The 26,484-nt window shown below is 67.7% G+C and carries 25 protein-coding genes; 5 read left to right on the top strand and 20 right to left on the bottom strand.

Annotated features, from left to right (window positions below):
- Positions 1-2: 2 nt before the first annotated feature.
- The 4 genes from ACP4E5_RS42390 to ACP4E5_RS42375 all read right to left on the bottom strand — a co-directional run bounded on the left by ACP4E5_RS42390 (position 3) and on the right by ACP4E5_RS42375 (position 3,731).
- Positions 3-830: a family 43 glycosylhydrolase gene (locus tag ACP4E5_RS42390; RefSeq protein ID WP_425842085.1), complete on the bottom strand. Its 828-nt coding sequence runs from the start codon at positions 828-830 to the stop codon at positions 3-5.
- Complete coding sequence (locus ACP4E5_RS42385) at positions 784-1,857, bottom strand: IS110 family RNA-guided transposase (RefSeq protein WP_425824813.1); 1,074 nt, start codon at positions 1,855-1,857, stop codon at positions 784-786. The genes ACP4E5_RS42390 and ACP4E5_RS42385 overlap by 47 nt, the downstream gene beginning before the upstream one ends.
- 222 nt (positions 1,858-2,079) lie before the next feature.
- Entirely contained in the window at positions 2,080-3,144 is a 1,065-nt protein-coding gene (locus ACP4E5_RS42380; RefSeq protein ID WP_425839362.1) for a family 43 glycosylhydrolase, read from the bottom strand.
- A 65-nt stretch (positions 3,145-3,209) separates the two neighbouring features.
- Positions 3,210-3,731: a hypothetical protein gene (locus ACP4E5_RS42375; RefSeq protein ID WP_425839359.1), complete on the bottom strand. Its 522-nt coding sequence runs from the start codon at positions 3,729-3,731 to the stop codon at positions 3,210-3,212.
- A gap of 90 nt (positions 3,732-3,821) precedes the next feature.
- Here ACP4E5_RS42375 and ACP4E5_RS42370 point away from each other — a divergent pair, with 90 nt between their 5' ends.
- The 3 genes from ACP4E5_RS42370 to ACP4E5_RS42360 all read left to right on the top strand — a co-directional run bounded on the left by ACP4E5_RS42370 (position 3,822) and on the right by ACP4E5_RS42360 (position 5,211).
- Complete coding sequence (locus ACP4E5_RS42370) at positions 3,822-4,067, top strand: hypothetical protein (protein WP_425839356.1); 246 nt, start codon at positions 3,822-3,824, stop codon at positions 4,065-4,067.
- Between the two features lie 91 nt (positions 4,068-4,158).
- Entirely contained in the window at positions 4,159-4,296 is a 138-nt protein-coding gene (locus tag ACP4E5_RS42365) for a hypothetical protein (protein ID WP_425839353.1), read from the top strand.
- Between the two features lie 114 nt (positions 4,297-4,410).
- Positions 4,411-5,211 carry a hypothetical protein gene (locus ACP4E5_RS42360; RefSeq protein ID WP_425839351.1) on the top strand — a complete coding sequence of 267 codons (801 nt, stop codon included), beginning with the start codon at positions 4,411-4,413 and terminating at the stop codon, positions 5,209-5,211.
- A gap of 467 nt (positions 5,212-5,678) precedes the next feature.
- Here ACP4E5_RS42360 and ACP4E5_RS42355 read toward each other — a convergent pair whose 3' ends face one another.
- From ACP4E5_RS42355 to ACP4E5_RS42325, 7 genes are all read right to left on the bottom strand, one after another.
- Positions 5,679-6,857, bottom strand: a complete 1,179-nt coding sequence (locus ACP4E5_RS42355; protein WP_425839348.1) for a hypothetical protein — start codon at positions 6,855-6,857, stop codon at positions 5,679-5,681.
- A gap of 4 nt (positions 6,858-6,861) precedes the next feature.
- Positions 6,862-7,395: a hypothetical protein gene (locus tag ACP4E5_RS42350; protein ID WP_425839345.1), complete on the bottom strand. Its 534-nt coding sequence runs from the start codon at positions 7,393-7,395 to the stop codon at positions 6,862-6,864.
- Positions 7,396-7,484: 89 nt separating this feature from the next.
- Positions 7,485-8,735 carry a putative T7SS-secreted protein gene (locus ACP4E5_RS42345; RefSeq protein WP_425839342.1) on the bottom strand — a complete coding sequence of 417 codons (1,251 nt, stop codon included), beginning with the start codon at positions 8,733-8,735 and terminating at the stop codon, positions 7,485-7,487.
- A 20-nt stretch (positions 8,736-8,755) separates the two neighbouring features.
- Complete coding sequence (locus tag ACP4E5_RS42340) at positions 8,756-9,058, bottom strand: WXG100 family type VII secretion target (RefSeq protein WP_425839339.1); 303 nt, start codon at positions 9,056-9,058, stop codon at positions 8,756-8,758.
- 1,444 nt (positions 9,059-10,502) lie between these two features.
- Positions 10,503-10,850 (bottom strand): hypothetical protein, encoded by a 348-nt coding sequence (locus ACP4E5_RS42335; RefSeq protein WP_425839336.1) that lies wholly within the window; start codon positions 10,848-10,850, stop codon positions 10,503-10,505.
- A 12-nt stretch (positions 10,851-10,862) separates the two neighbouring features.
- Positions 10,863-12,116 (bottom strand): IS256 family transposase, encoded by a 1,254-nt coding sequence (locus tag ACP4E5_RS42330; RefSeq protein ID WP_425839333.1) that lies wholly within the window; start codon positions 12,114-12,116, stop codon positions 10,863-10,865.
- A 127-nt stretch (positions 12,117-12,243) separates the two neighbouring features.
- Entirely contained in the window at positions 12,244-13,470 is a 1,227-nt protein-coding gene (locus ACP4E5_RS42325; RefSeq protein WP_425824645.1) for an IS110 family RNA-guided transposase, read from the bottom strand.
- Positions 13,471-13,812: 342 nt separating this feature from the next.
- Between ACP4E5_RS42325 and ACP4E5_RS42320 the strand changes: the two genes are divergently transcribed.
- Positions 13,813-14,592, top strand: a complete 780-nt coding sequence (locus tag ACP4E5_RS42320; RefSeq protein WP_425839330.1) for an MAB_1171c family putative transporter — start codon at positions 13,813-13,815, stop codon at positions 14,590-14,592.
- Entirely contained in the window at positions 14,589-15,209 is a 621-nt protein-coding gene (locus tag ACP4E5_RS42315) for a hypothetical protein (RefSeq protein ID WP_425839327.1), read from the top strand. The genes ACP4E5_RS42320 and ACP4E5_RS42315 overlap by 4 nt, the downstream gene beginning before the upstream one ends.
- Positions 15,210-15,482: 273 nt before the next feature.
- Here ACP4E5_RS42315 and ACP4E5_RS42310 read toward each other — a convergent pair whose 3' ends face one another.
- The 9 genes from ACP4E5_RS42310 to ACP4E5_RS42270 all read right to left on the bottom strand — a co-directional run bounded on the left by ACP4E5_RS42310 (position 15,483) and on the right by ACP4E5_RS42270 (position 26,454).
- On the bottom strand, positions 15,483-16,370 hold the full coding sequence (locus ACP4E5_RS42310; protein ID WP_425839324.1) for an aldo/keto reductase: 888 nt from the start codon (positions 16,368-16,370) through the stop codon (positions 15,483-15,485).
- 175 nt (positions 16,371-16,545) lie between these two features.
- Complete coding sequence (locus tag ACP4E5_RS42305; RefSeq protein ID WP_425839322.1) at positions 16,546-17,115, bottom strand: TetR/AcrR family transcriptional regulator; 570 nt, start codon at positions 17,113-17,115, stop codon at positions 16,546-16,548.
- 202 nt (positions 17,116-17,317) lie between these two features.
- Entirely contained in the window at positions 17,318-18,514 is a 1,197-nt protein-coding gene (locus ACP4E5_RS42300) for a glycoside hydrolase family 1 protein (protein ID WP_425839319.1), read from the bottom strand.
- Positions 18,515-18,536: 22 nt separating this feature from the next.
- Positions 18,537-21,215 carry a family 78 glycoside hydrolase catalytic domain gene (locus ACP4E5_RS42295; protein ID WP_425839316.1) on the bottom strand — a complete coding sequence of 893 codons (2,679 nt, stop codon included), beginning with the start codon at positions 21,213-21,215 and terminating at the stop codon, positions 18,537-18,539.
- Between the two features lie 37 nt (positions 21,216-21,252).
- Positions 21,253-22,608, bottom strand: a complete 1,356-nt coding sequence (locus tag ACP4E5_RS42290; RefSeq protein ID WP_425839314.1) for an MFS transporter — start codon at positions 22,606-22,608, stop codon at positions 21,253-21,255.
- Positions 22,609-22,762: 154 nt separating this feature from the next.
- Positions 22,763-23,533 carry an SDR family NAD(P)-dependent oxidoreductase gene (locus ACP4E5_RS42285; RefSeq protein WP_425839312.1) on the bottom strand — a complete coding sequence of 257 codons (771 nt, stop codon included), beginning with the start codon at positions 23,531-23,533 and terminating at the stop codon, positions 22,763-22,765.
- 31 nt (positions 23,534-23,564) lie between these two features.
- Positions 23,565-25,100, bottom strand: a complete 1,536-nt coding sequence (locus tag ACP4E5_RS42280; protein ID WP_425839309.1) for a class I adenylate-forming enzyme family protein — start codon at positions 25,098-25,100, stop codon at positions 23,565-23,567.
- The gene (locus tag ACP4E5_RS42275) at positions 25,097-26,179 is read right to left on the bottom strand and encodes an MFS transporter (protein WP_425842082.1); all 1,083 of its coding nucleotides are present in this window, start codon (positions 26,177-26,179) and stop codon (positions 25,097-25,099) included. The genes ACP4E5_RS42280 and ACP4E5_RS42275 overlap by 4 nt, the downstream gene beginning before the upstream one ends.
- Entirely contained in the window at positions 26,164-26,454 is a 291-nt protein-coding gene (locus ACP4E5_RS42270; protein WP_425839307.1) for a hypothetical protein, read from the bottom strand. The genes ACP4E5_RS42275 and ACP4E5_RS42270 overlap by 16 nt, the downstream gene beginning before the upstream one ends.
- Between the last annotated feature and the right edge of the window lie 30 nt (positions 26,455-26,484).

Raw genomic sequence — 26,484 nt, 5'->3', positions numbered from 1 at the left:
CCTCACCGCACCACGACCGGCACCGTCACCGTCACCGCCTCCGGCCGTGCCCCGTGGCGCGTCTGGTGCACGTCGCGGTACGACCCGTCCGCCCGGCGCCGCTGGTACACAAGGGTCAGCCGTGCCGCGCCCCTGCGCAGCCCGTGGAGCGTCACCGTGCCGTCCTCGACGCGTACGGACGCCGGGCCGGCCGGGCGCAGTTCGGCCCGTACCCGGTTCTCCGGCGCCGACAGGTCGAACGCGGCGCCCGCGGCGCTGCGCACCGTACAGGCGACGTCGGCCGTCCCGCCCACGCGCACCGCGGCCGGTCCGGCGGTGAGCGTGAACGGCGCGGTTCCGGCGGGCACGGGTTCGTCGCCGGTGGACTGGTCGATGGAGAGCAGCGGGTGGCCGGCGGCGTCCACCCGGTGGTCGTCGATACGCAGCCGCTCGGTGTAGACGGCACGGTCGGGTGACGTGGGCGATGTGCGGCCGTGGTGCACGTAGTACAGCTCGCTGCCGTCCGGTGAGGAGGTCAGGCTGCCGTGGCCGGTGGAGTACATCCCGGCGTCGGGATTCTGCGAGAGCACCGGGTTGTCCGGGTACTTGCGCCACGGGCCCAGCGGATGGTCCGCGACGGCGTAGCCCACCCCGTAGTACTGGTTCTCGAAGTTGTTGGCCGAGTAGGTCAGGTAGTACAGGCTGCGCCGCTGACCGGCGTGGACGTACGTGTGCCGCCAGGCCGTGGAACCCTCCTCCCAGCGGCGGTCCTTCTTCGAACCGCCCGACGTCGCATGGACTCTCCTATGATGCGCAAGTCGATGGGGGTGGGCTGTCGGCTCTGTTGAGATGGCGGTAGATCTGGCGTGCGAGATAGCGCTTTAGGCTCCGCCGAATCTCCTTGCTGGTGCGGCCTTCAGCGGTCCGGCGTTCGACGTATGCGCGGGTGTCGGAGTCGTGGATCATGCGGCTGACTGTGGCCATGTGCAGGGCTCGGTTCAGGCGTCTGTCTCCACCGCGGTTGAGTCGGTGGCGCACGGTGTTCCCCGAGGAGGCAGGGATCGGGTTCACGCCGGCCAGGCAGGCGAAGGCGGCTTCGGAACGCACCCGCCCGTGGTGGGACCAGGCCGTCATCACGACAGCTGCGGTGACGGGCCCGATCCCGGGTTTGTCCAGCAGCCCCGCGGCCGGCGTTGCCCGCACCAACGCTGTCATCGACTTCACGTTGGCGCTCAGTTCCTCGTCGAGGGCGACGATGCGCTTGGCCAGGCGCATGGCTTCCGCCCGAGCAGCCATCGCTGCGACAGGCTCTTCGCGGGTGCGCCAGCGGGAGATTTCGAGAATTTGCCGACCGTTTAGTGCCCGACGCCCATCGATGCCGAGGTCCACGGCCCGGACCAATGCGTTCAGCGCGTTGACGTGCGCGGTCCGCTCGTCAGTCATCTGGTCTCTGGCAGTCACCAGAACGCGTAACGCGGCGCGTTCTCCCTCGTCGGCGCGAGGGTGGCGCAGCTCGTGCTCCTCGAGCGGGAGCGCGGCCTCGGCCATGCGCCGTGCGTCGATCGGGTCGGACTTGCCCTTGCCGCGATGTACCCCCATCCGAGGTGCTTCGATGACCTGGTAGCCGGCGTCGGCGACGGTGCGGGCGAACTGAGCGCCGTAGGTCGCGATGCATTCCATGACCCATAGTGCGGTGAGGTCGCCGCCGGTGCGGCGAGCGGCCCAGGCAACCGCCCGGGTCATGCCGGATCTGCTGGTGGGAAACTCGGCCGTATCGAGCAGTTCGCCGGTCGGGGCGGCCAGGACGACCAGGACATGGTTGCGGGCGTGGGTGTCTACGCCGATGACGTACGGGTGGCTGTGCGCGACGATCGTCACGGTGGTCGGGTGCCTTTCCCTCCGGGGACCAACGGTTCGGCCGCTGACGGCCGGCGTCGGTCTGGGTGAGAGTCACTCCGGGCCAGGACTGTGACGGGCCACGCCGTGAACGGCGGGCAATCTCCTGATCAGGACACCGAGGTGGGCCAGAGCGGCGTCGGCTCCCACCACGTCGGACAAGTCCATGCGAAGGCACCTTCTGAGGGCCACCGTTGACAAGAGTCACGACACGGCGGGACGACCGACACCACCCTGGCAGCCGATCCCAGACCGGCCACCCCGAGTCTCACAGTCGTTGACATGTGCGTCCTCCCAGGCCTGTGGGTCGGCCGCGTAGGTGAGGACGGGCACGAACCCGTCGCGCCGCCGGGCGTCTCCGGATCCATCCCGCGCGTTGGCGTCCACGTAACGGGGGTGGACGGTGGGCATGGTGGCGCCCTCGGGGTCCCGCCACCAGTGCGTGGTCAGCTCGACGGCTGCGATGTTGGATTCCTCGACGTACTTGCCGAGGCCGGTGTCCCACACCCAGTTGCGGTACGCGTTACTGGAGAAGTAGAGGTAGATCCGCTCTTCGTCGAAGAGCAGGTTCGGGTCGATCATCGGTATGTAGGAGCCCAGCGGCGCGGTCCGCCCCTCCTCCTCGGTGGCCGGCGGGGTGAGCTGGTCGGCGCCCATGATCAGGTTGACGTCGTGGTAGTCCGGTTTGTACGGGTGGTAGTCCAGTGGCCGGTCGGCGATGTTGCGGAACGGGCCCTCGGGTGTGCGGGACACGGCGATGCCGATCGAGCACGGTTCCTCGAAGTCCGCGTAGCGGAAGTACTGTTCGGCGAGGGCGCTGCCCATGCGGGCCGCGTAGAACAGGTAGTACAGGCCGGTGTCGGGGTTGTGGTAGACCTCCGGCGCCCAGAACCAGTCCTTGCCCCACTGCTTCGGATCGTCGGCGCGCAACGCACCGCCCGGCAGGCGCTCCCACGTCGACAGGTCGGGAGAGCGGTGCACGCCGAAGTAGTAGCCGTCGTCCGAACCGCCCGTGCAGTACGCGTAGTAGTAGCCGCTGGGCTCGTCGAACAGTACGTAGGGGTCGCCGCCGGACGTCGTCGCGTCGTTGGCGTACGTGGCGTCGGTGGCGGTGGCTGTCGACGTGCGGGCGCCGCGGTCGGGTCCTCGCGGAGAGGCGACGGCGGCGCCGGAGGTCAGGGCCGCGGCGGCCAGGGCCAGCGTCCCGCCGAGGACGGCACGTCTGGCGGGCGGGAGAGAGGGGCTTGCGGGCCCTGGCTCGCGACTCATGACAGCGACACCTTCTTCAACTTGACGACGACCAGAGGGGTTTGGGGTGCGCCTGCACGACTCGGTCAGCAGCCGCCGCAGTTGTAGAACGTCACGTCCCAGTGACTGCCCTCGTCCGCGTACACGTTGCCGGACGCGGCCTTGTACTGCGGGGCGCCGTCGCCGCGCAGACCGATGTAGGAGAAGTGGCTCTTGATGTAGTTCGTGAGGCAGGTGCTCTTGCCGAAGTCGAGCTTGTAGCCGTTCCAGTGCGAGTACGTGCCGCTCGCGTGGCCGGTCTCGGTGCCGCCCGTGATGTTGAGCGCGCACCCACTGGCCGACTTCAACGTCTGGGCACCCTGGGCGGTGGCGAGATTGAGCTGGTCGAACGAGGTGCACGTGGACACGTTCCGGTCGGAACAGCCGCCGGACGACGACCAGGTGATCCCGGCCGAACGGAACATCGACGTCGCCGTCGCATGCGAGATCTTCGTGGCGGCGAACGCGTCGGTCGAGGTCGCCAGCACGCCGAAGCCGGGGGCGAAGAGAGCGCCCGTGGTGAGGGCGAGCGCGGTGAACGCGGAGCGGATACGGATACGCATACGCATGGGGATCGCGGTCCTTCCTGCCAGTGCTGAATGGGGTGTGACAGCTGTGACGCAGGTGGATCGGCACAGATCGTGCCAGGGTCTACGCGCGTGCGGAAGACCGCGGACGTCCGGGGACGCGGCGAACGACCGGACGACTCGATGCCGTCGCTTGCCGCCGTTCAGAACGAAGCCCGTCACCTGGCGCTCCTTCAGTGGGGGCCGGAGCGGAGCATGGACGGCGCGGACGCGAGCGAACTCGAACACCAGCGACGCATGGTCTCGCTGCGCGCCGAGGGAGTGATCGCGATCCTGTGCCCGGTCACTCAGACACCCTGGCCGGCGCCGCGAACATGACCGTGCCGACCGAGGAAGCCAAGGAGATCATGGCCGGGGACCCCTGTGTGCGAGCCGGGTTGATGCGCTTCGAAGTTCGACGGTCGTCGTCGTGGGCCGCGGCCCGAACCGGGGCATCGAGCCGAACTGGCGGATCGCCTGGTGGGTCCCCCGTGCCGCGGCGCCGGTCGGCCGAGCGCCGTTCGCCCCGTTGTCTCAGGGCCACGCCGAGATCGTCATCACCTCGTAACTGCACTTCCCCCGAACACATCCGATCAGGCAGGCTCAAGATCGACCAAGGGCAGACAGCCCGACCGAGCAACCGACCTGCCGCACATCCGCACACCCACGGGGGAACCACATCATGTTTCGCAATCACCGCCGCAAGGCCGTCCTCACCGCCGCCGCTCTGATGGCCACGACCACGCTGCTCACGGCCTGCCAGGGAGGCGCGGACGCCGGCGACAAGTCGAGCGATTCGGCGTCGTCGTCGACCGCGGCCTCGGACGCGAAGGACAAGGGTGGCAAGGCCGGTTCGGGTTCCACGGACGGCGCGGAGTCGCGGTCGCAGACCGGCAGCGGCTCGGGAGGCACGTCTGGTGGCAAGGGCGTGAGCGGCACCTGGTTCGGCACCGTCTCCTACCTGGCTCCCGGCAAGTACACCGTCTCCGACCTGAAGGACACCGAGCAGGCGTTCTTCACCTCGACCGACACCGATATCGAGGGTGCCGGTGACATCTGCGGCGACGCCGAGGGCCAGGCAGCCACCCCGTGCACCGAGCAGCAGCTCGAGGCCGCGGCCAAGAAGGGCGTTTCCGCCACGGTGAAGATCAAGAACGGCACGGCCGTCAGCATCGTCGAGGACCGCGCCAGCAGTGGTGGCGGCGACTCGGACACCGGCAAGCCGAGCGGCCTCCGCTCCGGGGAACTCGGCTACCTCGCCCCGGGCAAGTACTCCCTGCGCGACAGCGACGGAAACACCCTCTCCTTCTATAGCGCCACCGCCACGACCATCAACGGCAACGGCTGGATCTGCGGCGAGAACGGCGACAACAAGCGCTGCACCGAGGGCGAACTCGAGGCCGCGGCCAAGAAGGGCGGCGTGCGAGTGGTCGTCAAGCTCGACAACGGCGCCGCCGTCACCATCGACGAGGAGCACAACTAGCCTCCACCAGGCATCCGGTGGCGTACGCCGCCTCCACGCGTCGGCCCAACACCAGCCGCTTCCGGAGCGCTTCGACCTCCGACGCGTGGCGGCTCCCTGCGCTGGACTCGTGTGCCGGGGGTTCGGCGAGAGGCGGCCACGTCCCTGATCACTTCTGACGCATGCGGGTGCAGCGCCACTTCTTGCACGGCAGCCGTCGGTGCCGGCCGTTTGTACTCGTAGCCGTGCGACGACCTGCCCGGACGATGTCCACGACGTTGTGGCGCTGCCGCTCACGGGACGAGCTCGGAGTTGAATGCCCGCCGGTGACCTGCCGGTCGGCTACTCCGCCCAGCCCGCTGGCCTACGTACCGGTCCCACCCGGCCAACATATCGCGAACGCCGGATGCGGCATCCGCGAGCAACCAGGATGGCCCACCCCCGTGGCACCCCACCGCTCAACTTGCGGTTCCCCCAACCTTGTTGCCCTACGACCGCCACCCCGCCCTCGCTGCGGCCCGGCCGATGAGGACGGTCCCGAAGTCCGGATCCGACATCGGATCCGGCGCCACGCCGTCCGCGCCAGACGAGCCGCGGTGGCCAAAGCCGCCTCTTGCGAACTCGCCGCCCAGACTCAAAGTAAGCCCCTGGGCCGGGTTTCCACTGTCCGTGACGGTCACTCGGTGGTGCCGCAGACCGACCCTGAACTTCTTCGTCTGCCCATCGCAGGTGGCCTTCCACACGTACACCCTGTCCTGCCCGCCTTCGCCCAGAACCTGCCGCCAGCGCGGATCGGTCAGGTCGGGTACGACGTCCAGACGTGACTGACTGACCTCAACTCGATACGGGGCTCTGGTGGCGGCAAGTTCTTCGCGCGCGTGCCAGATCAGCGCGTCACCCGCGAAACTGCCTGCCCCGACCGTCGCGACGCCGGCGCCCCCTCCCGTAGTGAGCAACGAGGTCTGGGCCGACGGCACGACGGCGGGTACGGGAAGACAGTCCGCGATCTCGCACAGGAACCGCAGCACGGCTTCGATCTTGTCGGGAGACTGCTCGCCCTTCTCCCACGCCATCACCTCATTGTCGATGAACCGCAGCCCGAAGTCCCTGCTGCGCGGGTCGGCCAGCAAGAACTCGGCCAGAGGCCCCTGCAGGGCAGCGACAGCGGCGCCTTCCTGCAGCCCGCGGACCGTGAACTGGTCGTCGAACTCCGGGTTCCCGATGCGCACGTCGTCAGGAACGCCGACGGCACGCGAGACCCGGTTCGTGCGACGCACGGAAAAATCGCCGACTGAGTACGGGAGCTGAACAGCCCACAAAGCCACGACGATCGATTTACCGCTGTTGTCGTCGCCCGCACCAGGTGACGACACCCGGGGCACGGTGGCCTCGAAGGAGCAAGCGGGGCGGCCACCGTAGGTGCCGTGGCAGTAATCGGAGGCGAGTTGTTCCGGAGCCCCATCGGACGTGAACGGCTCGTCACGCATCAGCCTCGCGACTTCCCCGTTCCGGGGACGCTCGATGTGTTGCCAGCCGAGCCGCTTCGTGAACTGGTGATACTTGCCCAGTTCCCGGCGCCGCTTCCGGCGTCGCCATAGCGAGGAGACGACGCCGAGCAGCACGACGAGAACCGCCGTAACGATGAACTCCTGCACGCCTTCTGACATAGCGTCAGCCATCTCCTTGCCCGGCACCGCTCCGTCCGGCAGGGCCGACGGTACGCAGAAAGTCCTGGAAGTCATCAAGTACACCCGACAGCTGGTCGAAGCGCGCGGTAAGCGCGATCTCGATCTCCGCCAGCCGGCGCGGCTGCTTCGGGTCCTCAAGGAGCAGAATCAGCTGGCTCTGGGCGAGCTTCTCCGACCGGCCGTTGACGTGTGCATCGATCCGGATGTTCTGCACGACACCCGGTGCCTCGAAGAGGCTCGGTTTGAAGTGAGTCCCCACATCGGTGCGCTTGACGAACGTGACCGGACCGACCGTCTCTTGCAGCCGCTGAACCGACTCATCAGCAACGCGGTACAGACTCGCGCCGTCCTCGCGGACCGTCCCGGTCACGGTGATGTTCGGTGTGAAACCAGAACCGTGCGACGCGACATGCAGGGCCACAAAGGCGGCTTGCGGCGCACCGACTTCATCGGGCGGCGCCGCCCGCCAGCCCTCAGGGACCTCGCAGGTCAGCGGCACCGGAAGCGTTCCCGGCATGGTGGATCAACTCCTATAAATGTACGGGCACGTGGAGCGAGGGCTCGTGTCCAGCGAATGGCGAGACGCACTTACCTGGCGTCGACGCGCTAGAACCACGAATCGAGCGTATCGGTCGCGCCCCCACCCCAGTCCTTGACCGCATCCACTCCATCGCCCACGGCATCCACGACCTTGCCCGGGTCGACCTCGACCTGCCCGCCCAGCTTGCCGCCCAAGCCGAGCCCAGCACCCACGTCGGCTCCGATCACCACTTTGCCCTCCTCCATGCCGGCGTCGACATGCGCCGAGACGCCGGCGCCGGCCCAGCCCTCAGCCGTGGCACCGACGCCGACACCGGCCACCGAGGCGTGCCCCTCCGCTGAGGCCTTCGCCCCGGCAAAGGCCTCCCCTCCGAGGTGGCCACCGTCCGTGCCGACACTTGCCTTGGCACTCGCATCGGCGCCGGCGAATACCTGCGCCTTCCCTGACGTCTCGAAGAGCCCAGCCTCGTACCTTCCCTCTGCTGTGGCTTGGCCGAGGTAGGCCTTCCCCGAAGCCTGTGCCTGGACTCTGCCGTCTTCCATTCCGGCCCCGGCACTGCCCTCCGCTCCGAGGGCGGACAGACTCACCCGGCCAGCGACATCACCTCCGAGGACCTCCCCGCGCCCCTCTACTGCCGCTTCCCATGCCTTGGCCTCGCCAGAGACGGAAACACCGGCCACTTGAACGCCGTGCGCGCCCTGCTGCCGTCGTTCCTCGGCGGCTGCCTGATGTCGGTTGGTGCCCCGGCCTCGATACGCCTCCACATCCTCGCCCTGATGGTCCCTCAGGAGACGCTCATACTCGCGCACCTGGCCCACCTGTGCGCCCAAAGCCCACGGCGACGTATTGGCATCCTGCCCCGCCCAGCAAAGCCAGGCGGGGGCGCCGGGGCCGGAACCGCCTTGGACTTTGAACCGCTCGGCTGCAGTCTTTCCCGCCTCGTCCAACTGCTCTCGCGCCGATTGCAACGTGACGACGGCGCCGAGTTGGTCGCCGCCCTCGTGTTGAGCGATGGCGTCTACAGCCTTCTCCTGTGCCCACGCGATGGTGCCGGCATACGCACGCAGTGCCTCCGCCGTCGCGTTCAAGGAGTCCGCGCCTCGGAACCACTTCCCCGCCTGCGGAGCGAAGCCTTCCCAGAAGCCTTCGCTCGCCGCCCCGCTCCAGCCGTTGACGCGTACGGCCTTCAGGTCGTCGCCGATACCCTCCACCGTCGTCGACCACGTGGTCAGATGGTCGGCTTGCTCGTGGAGCCCCGGCACATCGCCTGGGATGAGCTCCTTGGGATCCTGGGTCTCTCCCAGTTGCGCTGCCACCGCCGCTACTGCCCCTCGACTCACTGATCGCCGGTACGTTGCGCAACAATCTCGGCCGTGCGCCCCTCGTTCCGCTCATAACGATCGGCCACATCCTTCAGGCCGTCCGCGGAGCCCTGGGACTCATCCTTCAGTACCTTGGTGAGGGCCTGGTGCCAGGTAGCCAGGAGCTCCTGGTACGCGTCGGAGGCATCGCCATGCCCGAACTCCGGTGTGTCATCGGCGAGTTTGTCCAAGTGGATCCTGTCCACGGCCTCTACGGCATCCCTGATCAACGTCGCTGACGCGCGCAGCACCTCAGGCTCGACGGAATAGCCCGTCATGTAGGTCCCCCGACTCTTATTCACCCCGGATGCACCACTGCCCGCCCCGGATCCAATGCTCGACAGGCGGGAGTATGGCATCGACGACACAGGCTGGCCGCGTGTAGCGAGGAGCCCTCACCGTGGCTCAACGACTCACCTGGCCACTGAGCGACGCCTGACACGGCGCATCCGCCCAGGGGACTGTCCTCCATCCCCAACGCACTCGGATTGCCTCGAACGGAGCTCTGGCTCAAGCGAGTTGACCGCTGTCGAGGCATTGGGGACGGGCGGGAGGTGCCGAGAGGGCTCCGGTCACCGCGAGGTGACGGCTGAACACCTGAGACAGGTGACGCGGTTGCCCATTACCTTCGTTCGTAGAGTCCGATACGTTCCCGGCAGCCGCCGTTAGGTACAAACCTGCAGAGACGACAGGTTGGCATCATGCGCATGGGCTCCCCAGCGGCAACAGAGGAGCGTGCACTGCAGTGTCCCGCAAGCTGTGATCTCGACATTGCCCATCGGTTTGCGCCGGGGACACCAAACGCCATCCAGGGAGCACCCGCTTGCGCGTTGACCGAAGGCTGGAGGGTCTCGATGATGTTGTCGAGTCGGGCGAGAAGGCCAAGGTGGCCGGGAAGGCTGCCAAGGTCACTCGCAGTCTGGAGGTTCCACAGTCGCTGCACGGTGCGATGGTGGATGAGCTCGAAGCCCTACTCAAGGCGGCTTCAAGGTCAGGGTTCCCGGCGCAATGATGATCTTCGAGGCCGACAACAGCGCCGAGAGGGCCGATGGCACGTACGAACCGCGACATCGCCCCCTGTGCGGCGTACCCGTTCGTGGGAGTACCAGGAGGCACCCACCCGCTGGATCTGTGTCGCCCCAGGCGACCGGGACATTCACGAACTGGAGGATGGCATGTGCGCCCCAGAGCGTTGACCTCCACTTCCTGAAGCCACCTGGTCCTGGCCGACTGGAGTCGGCCAGGACCAGAACCGCATTCGCGCCTTCAACATCACGACCCTGCAGGCACCATGGCAGTGGAAGCGGAACGATCAAGTGCGAGAACACTGGGGCGGATCACGCCGGGCGATGGCTGCCGCCTGCGCCGTTCGCACTTAACAGCGGTCGCCTAGCCCCGATACGTCTCCAGCAACCGCCGTTAGGTACAAACCTACCGGAGCGAATGAACCGTGCCGTGAAGGTGAAGCGACACCCATCAGTCCCTGAAGATCCACCCGCCGGCCGTGCTGACCTGTTCGCTGAACACCGAGTGTCAGCGGGGCACTTGACCGTAATTCATTGCCTGGTCAGTGATCTAGTGGGCCAGCCCATCGATACACATTGTGCTCTCACTTCCGGCCCGGCCGGTCGTCCAGCGTACGATGTACGACCCAATACTTGAATCAACCAGTCGTTACAACCTTGGATCCGGATCTATGAGAAGAGGACGCTGGAGTAATTGTCAAGAGTTGTGGGTCAGCAGCGGCTCACCACGATTCGCGGCCCAGGTGCACGAGACCTTGGATGGTGCCCAGGCGCGTGTGCAGGTGGGTTCTGGGGCCGGGGTGTTGGTGAGCAAGAGGACCCGGACCGCCGGGTGTTCCGGGGTGTAGAGGTCGTCCTGGCCATCATCGCCGGGGATAGCGTTCGGCTGGATCTCAATGCGTCCGTAAGTGCCCTGGGCGAGGTGGTAGACGCCCCGGTAGTCACTTTCGCGCTCGGTGAAGACCACATCGAGGTGGCCAGTGACGAGGCGGACCAGTTCACTCGCGGTGTGTGTGCTGGTGCCGTAGGTGTCGTAGTCGGTCATGGTGGTCTGACCTTATGCCGCGAGCGTCTCGGGGCGTTCGAGGAGCTCGCCGCGTTCGAAGTGGGCTCCGGCCCTCACCAGGGCGACGAGATGGGGTGCGTTCACGGCTCGCCAGCGGGCCTGGGCGGACTCGACGAGCTTGAATACCATCGCCAGGGCGGCCGCGCGGGAGCCGGCACCCTTGGTGACCCTCGTCCGTAGCCGCACGGTCGCGAAGGTCGACTCGATCGGGTTCGTGGTCCGCAGATGGATCCAGTGCTCGGCGGGGAAGTCGTAGAACGCCAGCAGCTGGTCCTCGTCATCGACGATCTTCTTGACGGCCTTGGGGAACTTTGCCCCGTACTGCTTGGCGAACGCCTTGACCGCGGCGGCCGCGTGCTCCTTGTCCTCGGCGTTGTAGATGTCCTGGATGGCCTTCTTCGCCGCGGGCTGGGCCGACTTCGGGAGGCTGTCGAGGCAGTTGGCTGTTTTGTGAACCCAGCATCTTTGGTGGCGGGTTTCGGGGAAGACCTCGTTCAGCGCGTGCCAGAAGCCGAGGGCGCCGTCGCCGACGGCAAGGACGGGAGCGCGCATGCCGCGCCGCTGGCAGTCCCGCATCAGGCTCGCCCAGGACTCCGAGGACTCGCGGTAGCCGTCGGCCATCGCGATCAGCTCCTTGGTGCCGTCCGCGCGCACGCCCATGACGACCAGGACCGCGGCCTTCGCCTCCTCCAGGCGTATCCGCAGGTGAATGCCGTCGGCCCAGACGTAGACGTAGTCCGTGGCGGACAGGTCGCGCTCGCTGAACGTCTTGTGGTCGGCCTGCCACTGGGCGGTCAGCCGGGTGACGGTGGCCGGTGACAGGCCGGCCGAGGAGCCGAGGAACTGCTCGAGCGCGGGCACGAAATCCCCGCTGGACAGCCCGTGGAGGTAGAGGAGCGGCAGCACCTCGCTGATCTTCGGGGACTTTCTTGCCCAGGGCGGCAGGATCGCCGAGGAGAACCGCTTGCGCTCGCCCGTCTCCTCGTCGATGCGTTTGTCATTCACGCGGGGAGCCTTGACCTCGACCGTCCCGGCCGCGGTGGTCACGTTCCGGGGCTGGTGGTGTCCGTTGCGGACCACGAGCCGCCGCCCGCGCTCGTCCCTCTCATCGGCCAACTCGGCTATGTAGGCGTCAACTTCGGCCTCCAGAGCGGCGGCCAGCATCCGCCTGGCGCCCTCCCGGACGATCTCGTCGATCAGGGACCCGCCTCGCGTCGAGCCGTCCTCGGTGACTACCGTGAGCATGGGCGTACCTTCCCAGCCGACGGGCCAACGTCGGCCTACTCGATTCCAGTCAATCGATCACCCGGGAAGGTACGCCCTTCGCGTCCAACCCGGGTCCGATCCACAGACATCCGAGCTTGGTAGGAAGTCAAGTTGCCGCTGGTGCGAGGGCTGGAAACGCCTTGGCCGGATCGAAATTCTGGCCGGTGGCCAGGCAGTGGTGCAGGCAGCCCAGGAGCCGGTTGAACACGTGGCGCATGGCGGCGGTGTGTCGGTCTCCTCGCGCTCTGCGCCGGTCGTAGTGCTCCTTGACTTGAGGGGTGGGGAGGGCACCGAAGATCCAGACGTAGCCGGCGGCGGCCAGGCGCTGGTTCTTCACGCGTCGATGGTGGACGGCGTGGCTCTTGCCGCTGGCGATGGTGATCGGCGCCGCGCCCGCGTATGCCTTGAGGGCCCGGGCATCGCGGAAGCGGGAACGGTCATCGCCGATCTCGCCCAGCACGCGGGCGCCGGTGAGCGGCCCGATGCCGGGAAAACTGTTGAGGACCTCGGCATCCGGGTGCTGGGCGAAAGCCTCGGCTGCCGCTTCGGCCAGGTCGTCTGCGGCGCGGCAGGCGGCATCCAATTGTGCTACCAGGGCGGCGGTCTGGCGGCCCATAGCCTGTTCGACCAGGGGGAGTTGGTGGAGGTAGTCGTCGGTGAAGACGGTCCGGAGCCGTTCGGTCCAGGTGTCGATGTTGCGCTGCCGTCCCGACTTGCGCAGCAGTGACCGCAGTTTGACACGAGTCAGTCGTGCGGCCGTGGTGGGCTCTGGCGCCGCTGCGAGGACCATCCGTGCTTCTCGGGAGTCCAGGCCGATGCCGCGGACCTGGAAGGCGGCCAGAGCTGCCGGGAAGTACTGCTTGAGGTGCGAACGGAGCTGGTTGTTCAGCTGGGCCCGGTTCCAGACCGCGTCCTGCTGGGCGCGGGCGAGCACCGAGATGGCCTGGGCCAGCTCGGAGTCGGCGGGCAACGGCCGGTGGAAGTCGGCGTCGGTACGCAGGATGTTGGCCAGCGCCATCGCGTCGGCGTGGTCGGACTTGGCCCGGGCGACGCGGTGACGCTCGCGGTAGCGGGCGACCGCCATCGGGTTGATCGAGTACACCTTTCGGCCGGTGGCGCGCAGGCAGGCGAAAAGCAGCCCGCGCGCAGTCTCGACGGCAACGGGGATGGGGTCCTGAGGGGTGTCTCCGGCCTCGATTAGGATGCCCAGCAGCTGCCGGTAGCCCTCCGCGTCGTCGCCGATGTGCCGCTTGGCGACGAGTCGGCCGGCCTCGTCCACCAGGGCCACGTCATGATGGTTCTCCGCCCAATCGATCCCGCAGGTGATCGTCAATCCTGGTCCTCTCTCCCGGTGTTTGCCCAGCGTGTGAGCCTGTGCGGGGACACGCAGCGACCTAATAGGAGGGCTCGGCGGCCCAACATCCGATGAGCTGTTCGTGGCCCCAGCTGACCGCACGGCCCCGGTCTTCAGAGAGAGCTCTACGGCTCGCGTGTCGAGGAGCGGGTGATCGTACGGGCGGCTCGGATCACGATCATGAATGCCCCCGCGGGAGTGATCGACACCTGCCCTCCGCGAGGGCACGGCGGCGGGGCCCTCTGCCTGTGGACAGGAGTCTGGCTCCGAGTCTTGAGTAGGGGTCACCCGTCACCGTGCACTGCTATTAGGTCTTGAGCATTGCTCCTCGGCTACCTGGGAGCCTCGCTGTACAGCGGCGCCCGCACCAGCTGGAAGTCGGCGGGCGACGCGAACAGCAAGTCACTCGCACGTGGCCTCCGCCTCATCGGGCTCGGGCTGTCGCTTGGCATCGGCTACTCCGTCATCCGAATGACGGCCCTGATCACAGGGTTCCTTGGAGCCGACGCAGTCTTGCCCGGCCTACAGGACCGGATCGGCAGCCTGCTTCTGTTCGCATCACTTGCTCTCGTCATCACCGGAAGCACACTCCCGGCACTCGACGCCTTCCGCTTCTGGCACGGCGACAGACAAGCGCTGCTGCGCCTGTACCCCCTGTGGTCCTCCCTCACCGAGGCCGTACCCACTGAACTGCTCTCGGCCCGCCCGCGCCGATTCACCGATCGAATCGATCCCCGCGCCATGCGCAACCGGCTCTACCTACGCACCATGGAGATCCGGGACGCCGCCCTCGACCTCAACGCCTACGCCCCCGATCAGCTGCACGACCGCGCCCAGGAGTACGTCTTCGCCCACGGACTGATCGGCACCCAGGCCGAGACCGCGATCGAAGCCTGCCGCCTCGCCGCCGCCCGCCAAGCTCGACTACGCGGCGACGCCCCCACCGGCCGCGCCCTGGAACCCTCCGGCGGCGGCCGCGATCTGGCCAACGAGATCAGCGCCCTGACGCATCTCTCCGCCGCTTACCATTCCGACCTCACCCGCGCCTTCCTCGCGACCGAAGCGACAGCCCCGAACGACCAGCTGGAGAACCACCGATGAGCACCTTCATCCCCCCGGCCCCGCCCACCTATTCCGAAGCGTCTTCTCGGGTCAAGGCCGCAATGCTCATCACTGACGTGCTCGCCCCCGCCAACCTCGTCATTGCGCTGCTGCTGCTCATCGGCTGGCACAGCACCCACAGCTTCAGCGGCATCGGCTGGGGACTTTTCGGCGCACTGTTCTGCGGGATCATCCCCATCACCATCGTGCAGCTCGGCGTACGCCGCGGTCGCCTCACCGACAAGCACATCCGGGTCCGCAAGCAGCGCATAGTGCCACTCGCCGCGAGCCTGGTCTCCGTCGTCGTCGGCATTGTTCTCCTGTACGGGCTCAACGCACCCCGCGACGTATCCGCGCTCGTCGTCGCCATGCTGGCCGGCCTCGCCTCCACCCTCGCGGTGACCATCTGGTGGCAGATCTCCGCGCACAACGCGGTGGCCGGCGGCACCGCGATGATCCTCTTCATCGTCTTCGGATGGGCAGCTCTGCCCGCCGTACGCATCGTCCTGGCCGTCGGCTGGTCCCGGCGGGTCCTCAAGGCTCACACCCTGACTCAGCTGTGCTTCGGCACCGCGTTGGGGGCCGTGTCAGCCGTGGTTTTCGCGTTGCTGCGGTAACTGGAACGACGAGTGACGGCCTCAGAAGTCCGAGGAACCTTTGCCTGCGGTGCCGTATGTGGCTGGACAGCGAGGACCGTGGGGGTGTCGCCGCCAAAGCGGCGGGCCGCCCCAGCTTGCTGCCCGAGGGCTTCGAGCCGTCGGGGCCTGGTTGAGGGCCGGGTACTCCTCGCTCAATGCATCAAGTCGTACTGCACCGTGGCGGAGCAGTCGCGTCAGCAACGCGGTTCACACGGCTGGTGGGCGTCGTCCACACACGATGAGCCCCTGGCTTCACTCGCTGGCGAGCCGGTTCAGAAGGTTCAGGTGTTCCGGTTCGATGGTCAATCGAGCGGCTGCCGCTGAGTCGCGGACAGTCGCCGCTCTGGTGGCACCGGATATCGCTACGAGGGACGGGGCCTGAGCGAGTAGCCAGGCCAGGGCGATCTGTGCCTTAGTGGCGTCGTAGTGCGCCGCCACCGCGTCGAGCGTGCGCGCGAGACTAGCGCGGGCAGCGGTCATGCCCCGCAAGGGAGAGTGGGCGAGGAAGGCAATCCCGTGGCGTTCGCAGTGCGCGAGGACCTCCTGGTCGCCGGGTGAGAAGAAGGAATAGGGGTTTTGCACGGCCGCGATGCCTGCAGAGTCCTGGGCCTGGGCCAGTTGGTGAACATCGACGTTGGACAGGCCGATGAGGTCGATCTTTCCTTCCCGTTGGAGGTCGGCCAGGGCACCGACGCTTTCAGTGATCGGAACATCCGGGTCCGGCCAGTGCAGGTGGTAGAGGTCGATCCGCTCGACCTGTAGGGCGCGGAGGCTCGCCTCACAGTGGCGCCGCAGGGTCTCGGGGCGGCCGTCGATACGAACGGTGTCTTCGCTGCGGTAGTGACCACCCTTGGTGGAGATCAAGGGACGGTCAGCAGGGGAAACGCCCTGGAGTGCGCGGGCGACGAGGCGTTCGTTGTGATTGTCATCGGTCGCAGTGGTGTAGGCGAGGGCAGTGTCCACGAGTTGGATACCGGCCTCGAGGCCCGTAGTGATGGTCTGCAGGGCTCGGGCGGGGTCATCGGCGTGCTCGAAGGTGAAGGCCACCAGGCCGAGGCCGACGGGGTGGACTTCGCTCTGGCCGATACGGCGCAAAGGTGGATGGGATGCGGCCTGTTGTCCGGACGCGGTCGTGTCCACGATGTACTCCTCTGCGGTTATGTGTGGAACGTCGTGCTGGGCCCTCAGCGTGGCGGGCTGCGGGGCTTCACGCTCTTGTGGGCACGCCGAGCTCAACGGTGAGGGGGCCGGATTCACTACGAACGGCCGGGAGCGGAGTCCCTCTACCGATGCACGGCACCGAAAGGCCCGTACCTCACTCCGGCTTTGGAGGCGCGAGCAGGTCGGAAAGGAAACTCCGCACCGTGTCCTGCATGTCGACTTCGTCCGCGTCGAGCAGCCACTGGAGTTGCACGCCGTCCAGCACGCTCAGCAACAATGTCGCCAGCATCCTGGGCGGGAGTGAGGAACGGATCTCCCCGTGTGCGGCCGCTGCTTCGAAGGCGTCGCTCAGGAGTCGGCGGCCCGCGCGGTACCTGTTTCGGAAGTACTCGTGCGCCGGGTGATCGCAGGAAGTCGCCTCCGCCGAGACCACGCAGTGCAGTTCGGCCAGGCCCGCGTGCGCAATGTTCTCAGCCAGGACTCCCATCACGTACTCGATGAGGTCGTCACGTGAGGGCGAGGCGGGGATCGCGGTTTCAGCGTCGGAGGCGCGGCTGTCCCGCTCCTGGAGAACCGCCGCCAGGAGCGAGTCCTTGTCCGGGAAGTAGTAGGAGAGGCCCGCGCTCGTCATGTCGAGCTTGGCCGCCACGTCCTTGAAGGTCGCTGCCCGGTAGCCGACGCTTCCGAAGATCTCGGTAGCGGCCTCGATCGCGGCCGCCCTCACGCGGGCGCTCTTCGCGTACGGTCCCCTCGAAGTCGCCACTGCTGATCCGGCCTCCACCCAGGTGATCTTCCACTGCCGCGCACAAAGCTTACTGCTCGCAGAAATTGGAGACGCCCGCGAGAAGGTGTCCGGGCTCGTCGCGAGACGCACGCACCGGCCGCGGCCGCCCGGCAGGCGACCGCGTTTGTGGTGCGTACGTGCCTCAGGCCGGCAGTCGTACCCACCCGGCTCCCCGGCGTGCGCGCTCGCCGAGCCAGCTCAGGCTGGGCTTCGGCGTGCGGACAAACGTCTTCCGGTCGACGGCGATCAGGCCGAAGGTCGGCCGCCAGTGCCCCCATTCGAAGTTGTCCAGCGCCGACCAGTGCAGGTATCCCCGTACGTCGATGCCGTCGTCCACGGCGGCGAACAGGGCCTGCAGGGCCTCGTCCGTGTAGCGGATGCGGCGCTCGTCGTCGTCCGTGGCGATGCCGTTCTCCGTGACGAGGACGGTCGTCCCGCCGGTCACTTCCGCCGCGTTGCGGATGGCGATACCCAGAGCGTCAGGCCGGTAGGCCCAGCCGGTGAGGGTGTTGTCCGGGGCCTTCGGGTGTGGGACCACTCCGTTGGCGTTGACGGTCTGGCTTGTGTACGCCTGGACGCCGACGAAGTCGTCCTCGCGCGACTGCTCCAGGTAGAAGTCCTCCCAGGCGTGCTTGAGTTCGGCGAAGACCTCCTCGTTGCCAGCCGTGGGAGTGAGGGCCTGGCATGCGACGCTCCATCCCGTCTTCGCGTCCGTGCGGGCGCGCAGGACCTTCCGGGCGGCGGCGTGCGCTTCGGCCAGTTTGGCTCCCATGACCGGGTCCGGCGTGCGCAGTTTGGCGCCGGATTCACCGGCGACGGTCAGCGAAGCCGATCTCCCGGAAGCGAGCGAATTCATCAGGCGTGTGGCCAGCGTCAGGATGTTGGGTTCATTGATCGTGCACACCCACGGCACGTCCCCGAGGATCGTCGACACCTGTTCCACGTATCGCGTGAACCACTCGACGGCCTGCGGGCTCTGCCAGCCACCGGCATCGGCGAACCAACGGGGGTGGGTGAAGTGGTGGAGGGTGACGACGGGAGTGAGGCCCAGGCCGATCGCCGTGTCGATCATGCGCCGGTAGTGGTCCAGCTCCGCCCGGGAGAACTCCCCGGGAGTGGGCTCGATACGAGCCCACTCCACGCCGAAGCGGTAGGCGTTGAGGCCGGCCTCGGCCAACAGGCGCATGTCCTCGGGGTAGCGGTGGTAGCTGTCCACCGCGTCGCCGCTGCGTTCGAAGGAGCCGTGCCCCTGGGACTCGAGCCACCACCAATCACTGTTGACGTTGTTGCCCTCTGTCTGGTGGGCGGACGTCGCCGCACCCCACAAGAAGTTCTGCACGGTTCTCTTCCGCTCGTTTCGGCTATCGCATGGTGGCGGCAGGGCTCCGGCCCGTGTCCGCTGCTGTCGTACAGGTGAAGTGGTGTGTCCCAGGCCCCTTGAGGTGCGAGGTGCCGTCGGGCAGGGTGATCTCGCCCATGGCCGTGGGAGGTACCTCGACATCTAGGTCGAAGTGGGTGCCGTCGCGGGTCCAGCGGACCTCGATCGGGCCGCGCGGGGAGAGATGAAGGAAGCGCGCCGAGGTCAGTCCGCCGCCGAGCACCGGGTGGACGGTGAAACGCTCCCAACCGACGGACGACGGGTGTTGTCGCAGACCGGCGACGTATCCGTGCAGGAACTGGATGACGGCGCCCTTGCTGTAGTGGTTGAGCGAGGCACTGGCGTCGCCCTTCTCGTCCACTCCCTCCCACTCTTCCCACAACGTGGTGGCGCCCCGGTCGAGCATCTCCAGCCACGAGGGGATGCCTCGCCGCGTGAGCAGGGTGTACGCCACGTCGGCATGCCCGGTATCGGTGAGGACCGGCAGAAGGAGTCCGCTGGTGAGGAAGCCGGTGGCGAGGCGGTCGTCGTTCTGGTGGATCAGCTCGACGAGCCGGTCGGCGGTCGCGTGCCGCAGGACCTCGGGGATGAGACCGAACGCCAAGGCACGTACGTATCCTGCCTGGGAGTCGGCCGTGGTGTGTCCGTTGGGCTTGAGGAACTCCGTCCGCCAGGCATCACGCACCCGGTCGGCGAGGGCGGCGCGGCGTTCGGACTCGCTGGCGTGTCCGAGCACGGACGCGGCGGCGCTGAGCCGGGTCAGCGAGCGGTACAGGTAGGCGGTGGCGACCTCGCCCTGGTCGCGGGCCATCAGATCGGCCAGGGTCGCCAAGGGCTCCCCCGGAGTGCGCGGCTCGCACCATTCCCCGAAGTGGAACGGGCCATCCCAGAGGTACTTCTCGTGGGATGCCGGTTCCGTGGCACGAGCCGCCCTGGACGGGTGACGAGTCGAGGCAGCGCAGCCCAGGGCGTAGTCCGCCCACGCGTTCATGCTGTGCCAGCTCTCGGACAGTACCTGCGGGTCACCGTATGCGGTGTACAGAGTCCACGGCACGTCGATGAGCGCATCGCCCCAGGCCGCGGATCCGCCCGCGAAGCGGCCGGGGTGGTTCGGGTCGAGTTTCATGCGCTCGGAGTCGGGCGAGAACATGGCGGGCAGGCCGTCGTCGGACTGGTCATCCCTGACGGACTGCAGCCACTTGCGGCTGAAGCCGTCAATGTCGTAGAGCATCGCGGCGACGGGCGCGAATACACCGTAGTCGCCGGTCCAGCCGGAGCGTTCACGGGTCGGGCAGTCGGTGGGAACGTCAACGATGTTGCCGCGGAAGCTCCATTCGGCCGCGCGGTGGAGGCGCTCCAGGTCGGGGCTGCTGCATGCAAACCAGCCGTGCTGCTCCAGGTCGGAGTGGACGGCGACGACGGTGATGTCGTGTGGGGTGAGAGTTCGGCCCAGGTGTTCGACGCGCACGTACCTGAACCCGTGGACGGTGTGCTGCGGTTCGAAGACATCAGTGCCAGTTGCGGCCGTGACCTCGTCCACCTGGCTGAAGATGACCTTGCGTCCGTCGGCCGCTGTCATGTCCAGGTGTTCCGTCGTCAAGTCGCCGGTGGTGTCGAGGTGTTCGCCGAAGGTGAGCCTGGTCCGGTCTCCCGGCCGCCCCAAGTGCGCGAGCCGGATCCACCCGGAGATGTTCTGTCCGGCGTCCACGATCGATACACCGGGACGCAGTTGCACGACGGATTGGGGCTGCCATTCGGCCACGCGACGGACCGGCGGTGCCGGCGACCAGGTCGGAGTCGGGGCGGTGACGGCATCGACCAGCACTGGAGTGCCAGGGTCGTGTTCCGGCTGGATACGGAAGTCGGTTGCCTGGCCTCGCATGAGGTCGGCGCGGGTCACGGAGGACGGGCGCGCGGTCCAGTCGGATCCGGTGGCCGCCAGGATACGTGCGTTGCCTGGCGCGGTATCTGCTTCCAGCTGCGCACGTACACCAAGGGTGTCGCCCCAGACGCCGCGCTTCTGGGGGCCGCCGTTGCGGCCGCGATACCAGCCATTGGACACCGTGAACGCCAGAGTGTTGGTGCCAGGCCGCAATGCGTCGGACACTTCGTAAGTCTGGGCGTCCAGGGTGTCGCCGTAGCTGGTCGACCCGGGGGCCAGCTCGATGTCACCCACGCCGACGCCGTTGATGCTGACCTTGTAGACCCCGAGGGCGGTGGCGTACAGCCGTGCCTGCCCAGGGACTTCGGCGAGTTCGAACTCCGTCCGGATGTCCCAGGCGCCGTGGTCGGCTTCGTCCGAAGCGGGTTCCTGGGGAGAGACCCACCGAGCCTCCCAGTCCTCTTCGCGCCACAGCGGCGCACTCACCTGCAATGGCGCCGACCAGGGCGACCAGGCGTCACCCGCCGACACACGTACGCGAAGTACGACGCGGGTGCGGCTCGGGAGTGGCTTCCACGGCCAAGCCGCACGTGGGGCCGAACCGTTGCCGCGATGACGCTGGGGCGAGGCGTCTTCCACCCTGGCTTCGATTTCGTACGACGTCTGCTCCTTCCAGCCGGTGGGTGGCAGCCAGCTGAGCGTGGGAGTGGCCGTCGCGAGTACGCGGCCGGGAGACTGTTCACCTGCGGAGAGGTGTGCGGGGGCGATGAGAGACTCCATCTCTCTTCCTTCCTGCGTGCCGTAGTTCCTGGTGCTGTCAGCGCACGCTGCGGATGCGTCGCACGAGCACTCCGCCGACGATCGCCACGACTCCACCCGCGAGGTAGAGGAACGGGTAGCCGCCGAGCGGTGTGAGTCCACCGAGGGAGATGACGGCCGGCGCGATCATCGGGCCGACCGCGCGCGGAAACTGGTCGGCGATGGTGACGAGAGACATGTACTTGGCGACATGGCGGTCACCGCCCGGGAGGACGGCCATGACCAGCACACCATCGGTGGGGATGAACACACCCGCGGCGAAGAAGAGCAGCGCGCTTCCGACGATGAAGACCGGAACTGTCGCGGAGAAGGCAACGATGATGCCGCCGGCGGCCATGAGCAGGGCTGAGGTGAGGACGAGGCCCTTCCTGCTGCGGACCCGGTCCGTGACGATGGAGCCGACGATCGTGCCGACGCAGGTCATGGCCATTCCCAGCACGCCGTTGAGCGAGATGAGAGACGGCAGTTCGGACTTGGTCACGCCCAGTTCGTCGGTGAGGAAGTAGATGGTGAACGAGCCGGTGAAGGCGATACCGAGGGTGACGAAGAACCGGCCGACCCACACCCAGGCGAAGTCCGGGGCGCTCTTGGGGTTGAAGCGGTAGCTGTCGAGCACGGTGCGCACAAGCGAGGTCCGCGGCGCGTCCTTCGGATCGAGCACCCGGTCTCGCAGGAGCGGGAGGCCCACCACCAGGGTCAGGACGAACAGGGGAGTGGCGCCAGCGGCCAGAATCATCTGGTGGTCGATGAACTTGGGGCCGACGATGCTGCCGATCAGCCCACCCATCACGCCAAGGAGCGACCCGAAGCCGAGCACCTTTCCCCGCGAACGCTCCGGGATCATGTCGGGGATCAGTGCCGAATGGGCGGCGGTGTAGGCGGCGGCCCCGACCGCGGTGATGAGAACGGCTGCGTAGACGGTCGCGAGGTTGTTGGCGAGACCCAGTGTCACGAGTCCCAGGATGATGATCACGGGCCCCACGATCATGGCGGGCTTGCGCATCCCCATGCGTGACGTGGTGCGATCGCTCAGCGCTCCGAACACCGGGGCGAGGAGCATCGCGCCGAACGCCTGGATACCGAGCGCGAGGCCGAGGCCGGACGCTTTGTCCTCGGGGGCGATCCTCGCCACGATGATCGGCAGGCCCACCATGGTCGGCATCAGCGTTGCGGTGGCATTGCCGAAGGTCGTGATCAGAATGGCGAAGACGGTCTTCTTTGACGCCTTCTCCGTCGCTTCGACGGTCGTCTCGTCGTCGGCGATCAGTGGTGGTTCAACCCCCTGCGCATCGACGGAAGTTGAGGGGGAGGCGTCCCGCGGGGCCACCTCGGACTGCGGCTCGTTCATGGTCATTCGCAGATCTCCTGTGACCAGCGAGTGGAAAATCTAGTCGCTGCTAGATATTGATGGTGGGACCGTAGCAGCAAATTCTCACCGCTACTAGATTTTCAACGAGTGGAAGTTCTCGCAGGTCCCGCGCTTCCCGACGTCGTACGGAGGGGTGTGGTTACGCCAGCACGTGCCCGCCGTCGACGTGGAGGCAGGCGCCCGTGGTGAAGGCTGCTTCAGGGCTCGCCAAGTAGGCGGCGGCCGCCGCCACTTCGGAGGGCTCTCCCATTCGCGGTATGGGCGCCTCGGACACGCCGTACTCGGCTCCTGCCGCCATGGGGGACGCGATGGGGCCTGGTGCCACCGTGTTGGCGGTGATGCCCCAGGCGCCGGTCTGGCGGGCGATCCAGCGGGTCAGGTTGATGGCTCCGGCTTTGGCGGAGGCATAGGCCGCCCCGGAGCGCCCGCCCGTGCCCGACGGGTCGACCGGGCCGATGCCGCCGAGTTTGCCGGAGACCGAGACGATGTTGATCAGGCGACCGCTTCCCTGCTCCTTCATGTGAGGGAAGACCGCCGCCTGGCAGGCGAACGCCGTCGCGGTGAGGTTGGTGTCGATGTCGCGGTGCCAGGTGTCGAGACTGAGGTCCTCGAAGGACTCGCGTCCACACGTACCAGCACAGTTGACGAGCACGTCAAGCCGGCCGAACCGTTTAGCGACCTCGTGCACGGCCGACTGCAGTGCGGGGATGTCTCGTGCGTCAACGCGAAGGGCGTCCGCCGCCCCGATGCGGCTGGCGGTGTCCTTGACGGCGGAGGCGATGTCCAGAAGGACGACGATGTCTCCATCGGCGACAAAGCGGGTGGCGATGGCCTCGCCGATGCCCTGTGCGGCTCCGGTGATCAGTGCGACGCGACCGGGCTGTTCCTGTGGTGCGGAGATGGCGTTCACGGTGGTGCTCCTGTGAGGTGGTGGGTGTGTGTCAACGGCCGACGCGGAAGCGGCGGACCTTGCCGACACTGGTGCGGGGAAGTTCCTCAATGAGGTGCCAGGCGCGTGGCCGGGCGGCGGGCGCGAGGTTGCGCGTGGCCCACCGCACCAGCTCTTCCTCGCGCGGCGGTTCGGCCGGGTCGCGGGCGACGATGTAGGCGACGGGGACCTTGTCGCGTACGGGGTCCATGGCGCCGACGACTGCCGCTTCAAGGACGCCGGGCGCCTGTGCCACCGCGGCCTCGACCTCACTGAGGCTGACGTTCTCCCCCGACACCTTGATGACGTCGTCGACACGGCCGGTGAAGCGCAACACCCCGTCGGCGTCGCGGGAGACCAGGTCACCGGTCGCGAACCAGGTGCCTTCCGGCGCAGGACTGAAGGCCCTGGTCGTGGTCTTCTCGTCGTCGAGGTAGCCGGAGAACAGGTCACGCCCGGGCGTTCCGAGTACGTGGAGTTCTCCTGGAGCACCCGGAGCCGCCTCCTCTCCGGTGACCGGGTCCACGACGTGAATGTGCCGGCCCGCGACCGGCGTACCGATCACGTCATGGACTGCTCGCGCACCGGCATCGGCGCTGACGATCGCGACGGTCTCGGTCATGCCGTAGAGCTGGCGGGGCCGGGTGCCGACGAGGCGGGCGAACTGCTCGTAGTGCTCGACTCCGAGGCTCTGTGCGTACCAAAGGTGCTCCAGGTGGAGCGGTGTCTCGTCTGGTGCGGTCCGTGCCAGGATCATCCGGATCGGTGCGGCGAACAGACTCGCGTGGGTGACCTCCAGTTCGCGGGCGTGCCGGAGCCAGCGGGAGGCGCTGAAGGTGGCGCTCAGGGCGACGCTCGCGCCGACGGCGATCGCTGGTGCGAAGCAGTAGTACTGGGCGTTGGCATGGAACAGGGGCAGGGTGACGTGCCATCGGTGGTGTGGCCGCAGCTGTGCCGCCTCGGCCATGACGGTCGCGACGTGCGCGTAGTTGGCCTGGGTGAGGTCCACGCCCTTGGGCTCGGAGGTCGTGCCGGAGGTGAACATCACCGCCATCCGGTCCTCGGGCCGCACGGGTGCGGGGCTCGTCACCGGGTTCGGGCAGCTCAGCGGGCCGTCGCCGGCGGCCACGTCGGAGGCGTCCTCCGCCAGCGCCAGGACGGTGGGAACCTGGTCGCCCGCCCCCTCACGGTAGGCATCCGCGCGGGCCGTGGCGCACACCCCGACGGCAGGGCGCACCCGTCGGACCTGACCGGCGATGTCGCGGGGCGCGGACGCCGGGTCGACGGGCACCAGCCAGGCGCCGAGCCGCGCCGCCGCGAGCCACAATGCCACGAACGCCGGGCAGTTGCGGAGCGCCACGTGCACCGGGGACGCGGGCTCGACTCCAATGGACCGCAATGCACCCGCAGTTCGGGCCACCACCGCGTCGAACTCCCCGTACGTCCACGTGGTCACGTCTCCGGACTCGGCGCGGAAGATGAGGAAGGGACGGTCGGTGTGGTGCTGAACGGCCGAGTCCCAAGTGTGCTGAAAGGTGCGGGAGTTCATGCGCGGACTTCCTTGTGTGCTTCGGGTGTGATGTCACGGTCGAGGGACGCGAGCGAGATGCCACGCGTCTCACGAGCGGCGATGACGGCGACGAGCGTGAGAACGGACCCGGCAGCCAGGTAGAGGGCGATCGGAGTGGAGCTGTCGAACCGTTCCAGCAGGGCGACCGCAATGATCGGCGCGAGCGAGCCGGCGACGATCGAGGTGACCTGATAGCCGAGCGAGATCCCGGAGTAGCGCATCCGAGTGGGGAACATCTCCGCCATCAGCGCCGGCTGCCCCGCGTACATCAGCGCGTGCACGAGCAGGCCGAGAATGATGGCCGCGAGAATCACCGCGTCGTGTCCGGTGTCCATCATGGGGAAGGCGACGAAGCCCCACCCCGCGGCCAGGACGGCGCCCGCCCCGTACACCGGGCGGCGGCCGATCCGGTCGGTCAGGGCGCCGGCCAGGGGAACCGCCACGAAGTGCACCGCGTGGGCGATCAGCAGCAGCCGCAGGATGCGCTGCGTTCCGGTCTCCACGACGACGGACAGATAGGTGATCGAGAAGGTGACCACCAGGTAGTACATGAGGTTCTCGGCGAACCGGAGTCCCATCGCGGTGAGCACGCCGCGCGGGTAGCGCCGCACGGCCTCGAACACACCATGCCCAGCGTCGGCCCGCTTCGCAGCTTCGGCCTGTGCGGCCTGGAACACGGGGGCGTCAGTGACGTGTGTGCGGACGTAGTAGCCGATCAGCACGATCACGGCGGAGAGCCAGAAGGCGAAGCGCCAGCCCCAAGAGAGGAATGCCTCGTCGGAGAGCGTTGAGGTGAGGACCAGCAGGACGACCGTGGCCAGCATGTTCCCGACGGGGACGGCCGCCTGCGGCCAGCTCGCCCAGAAGCCGCGCCGTTCATCGGGGCTGTGTTCGGCGACCAGCAGCACGGCCCCGCCCCACTCACCGCCCACCGCGAAACCCTGCACGAAGCGCAGGACGACGAGAAGCACAGGCGCCCCGTAGCCGATGGAGTCGTAGCTGGGGATGCAGCCCATCCCGAACGTCGCGACGCCGACGAGGATCAGACTGACCTGCAGGAGCGTCTTGCGGCCGTAGCGGTCACCGAAGTGGCCGAAGACGAGTCCCCCAGGGGGCGGGCGGCGAAGCCGATGGCGTAGGTGATGAACGCGGCGAGGATTCCGTCCAGCTCACTCTCGCCCGGCGGAAAGAACAGCTTGCCGAAGACCAGTGTCGCTGCGGTTCCGTAGAGGAAGAACTCGTACCACTCGACGACCGTGCCGGCCATGGACGCGTATACGACGCGCCGCAGGGCGGGGCCGCGGGCGGCGGCCGGTGCGGATGAAGAGGACATGGGGATTCCTGTCCGTGGTCGGGTGCCAGG

Origin of the sequence: Streptomyces fractus (assembly GCF_049844455.1) — a bacterium.
GTDB lineage: Bacteria > Actinomycetota > Actinomycetes > Streptomycetales > Streptomycetaceae > Streptomyces > Streptomyces fractus.
Note: the sequence above shows the minus strand (reverse complement) of the source record. Positions and strands in the feature narration are given on the sequence as shown.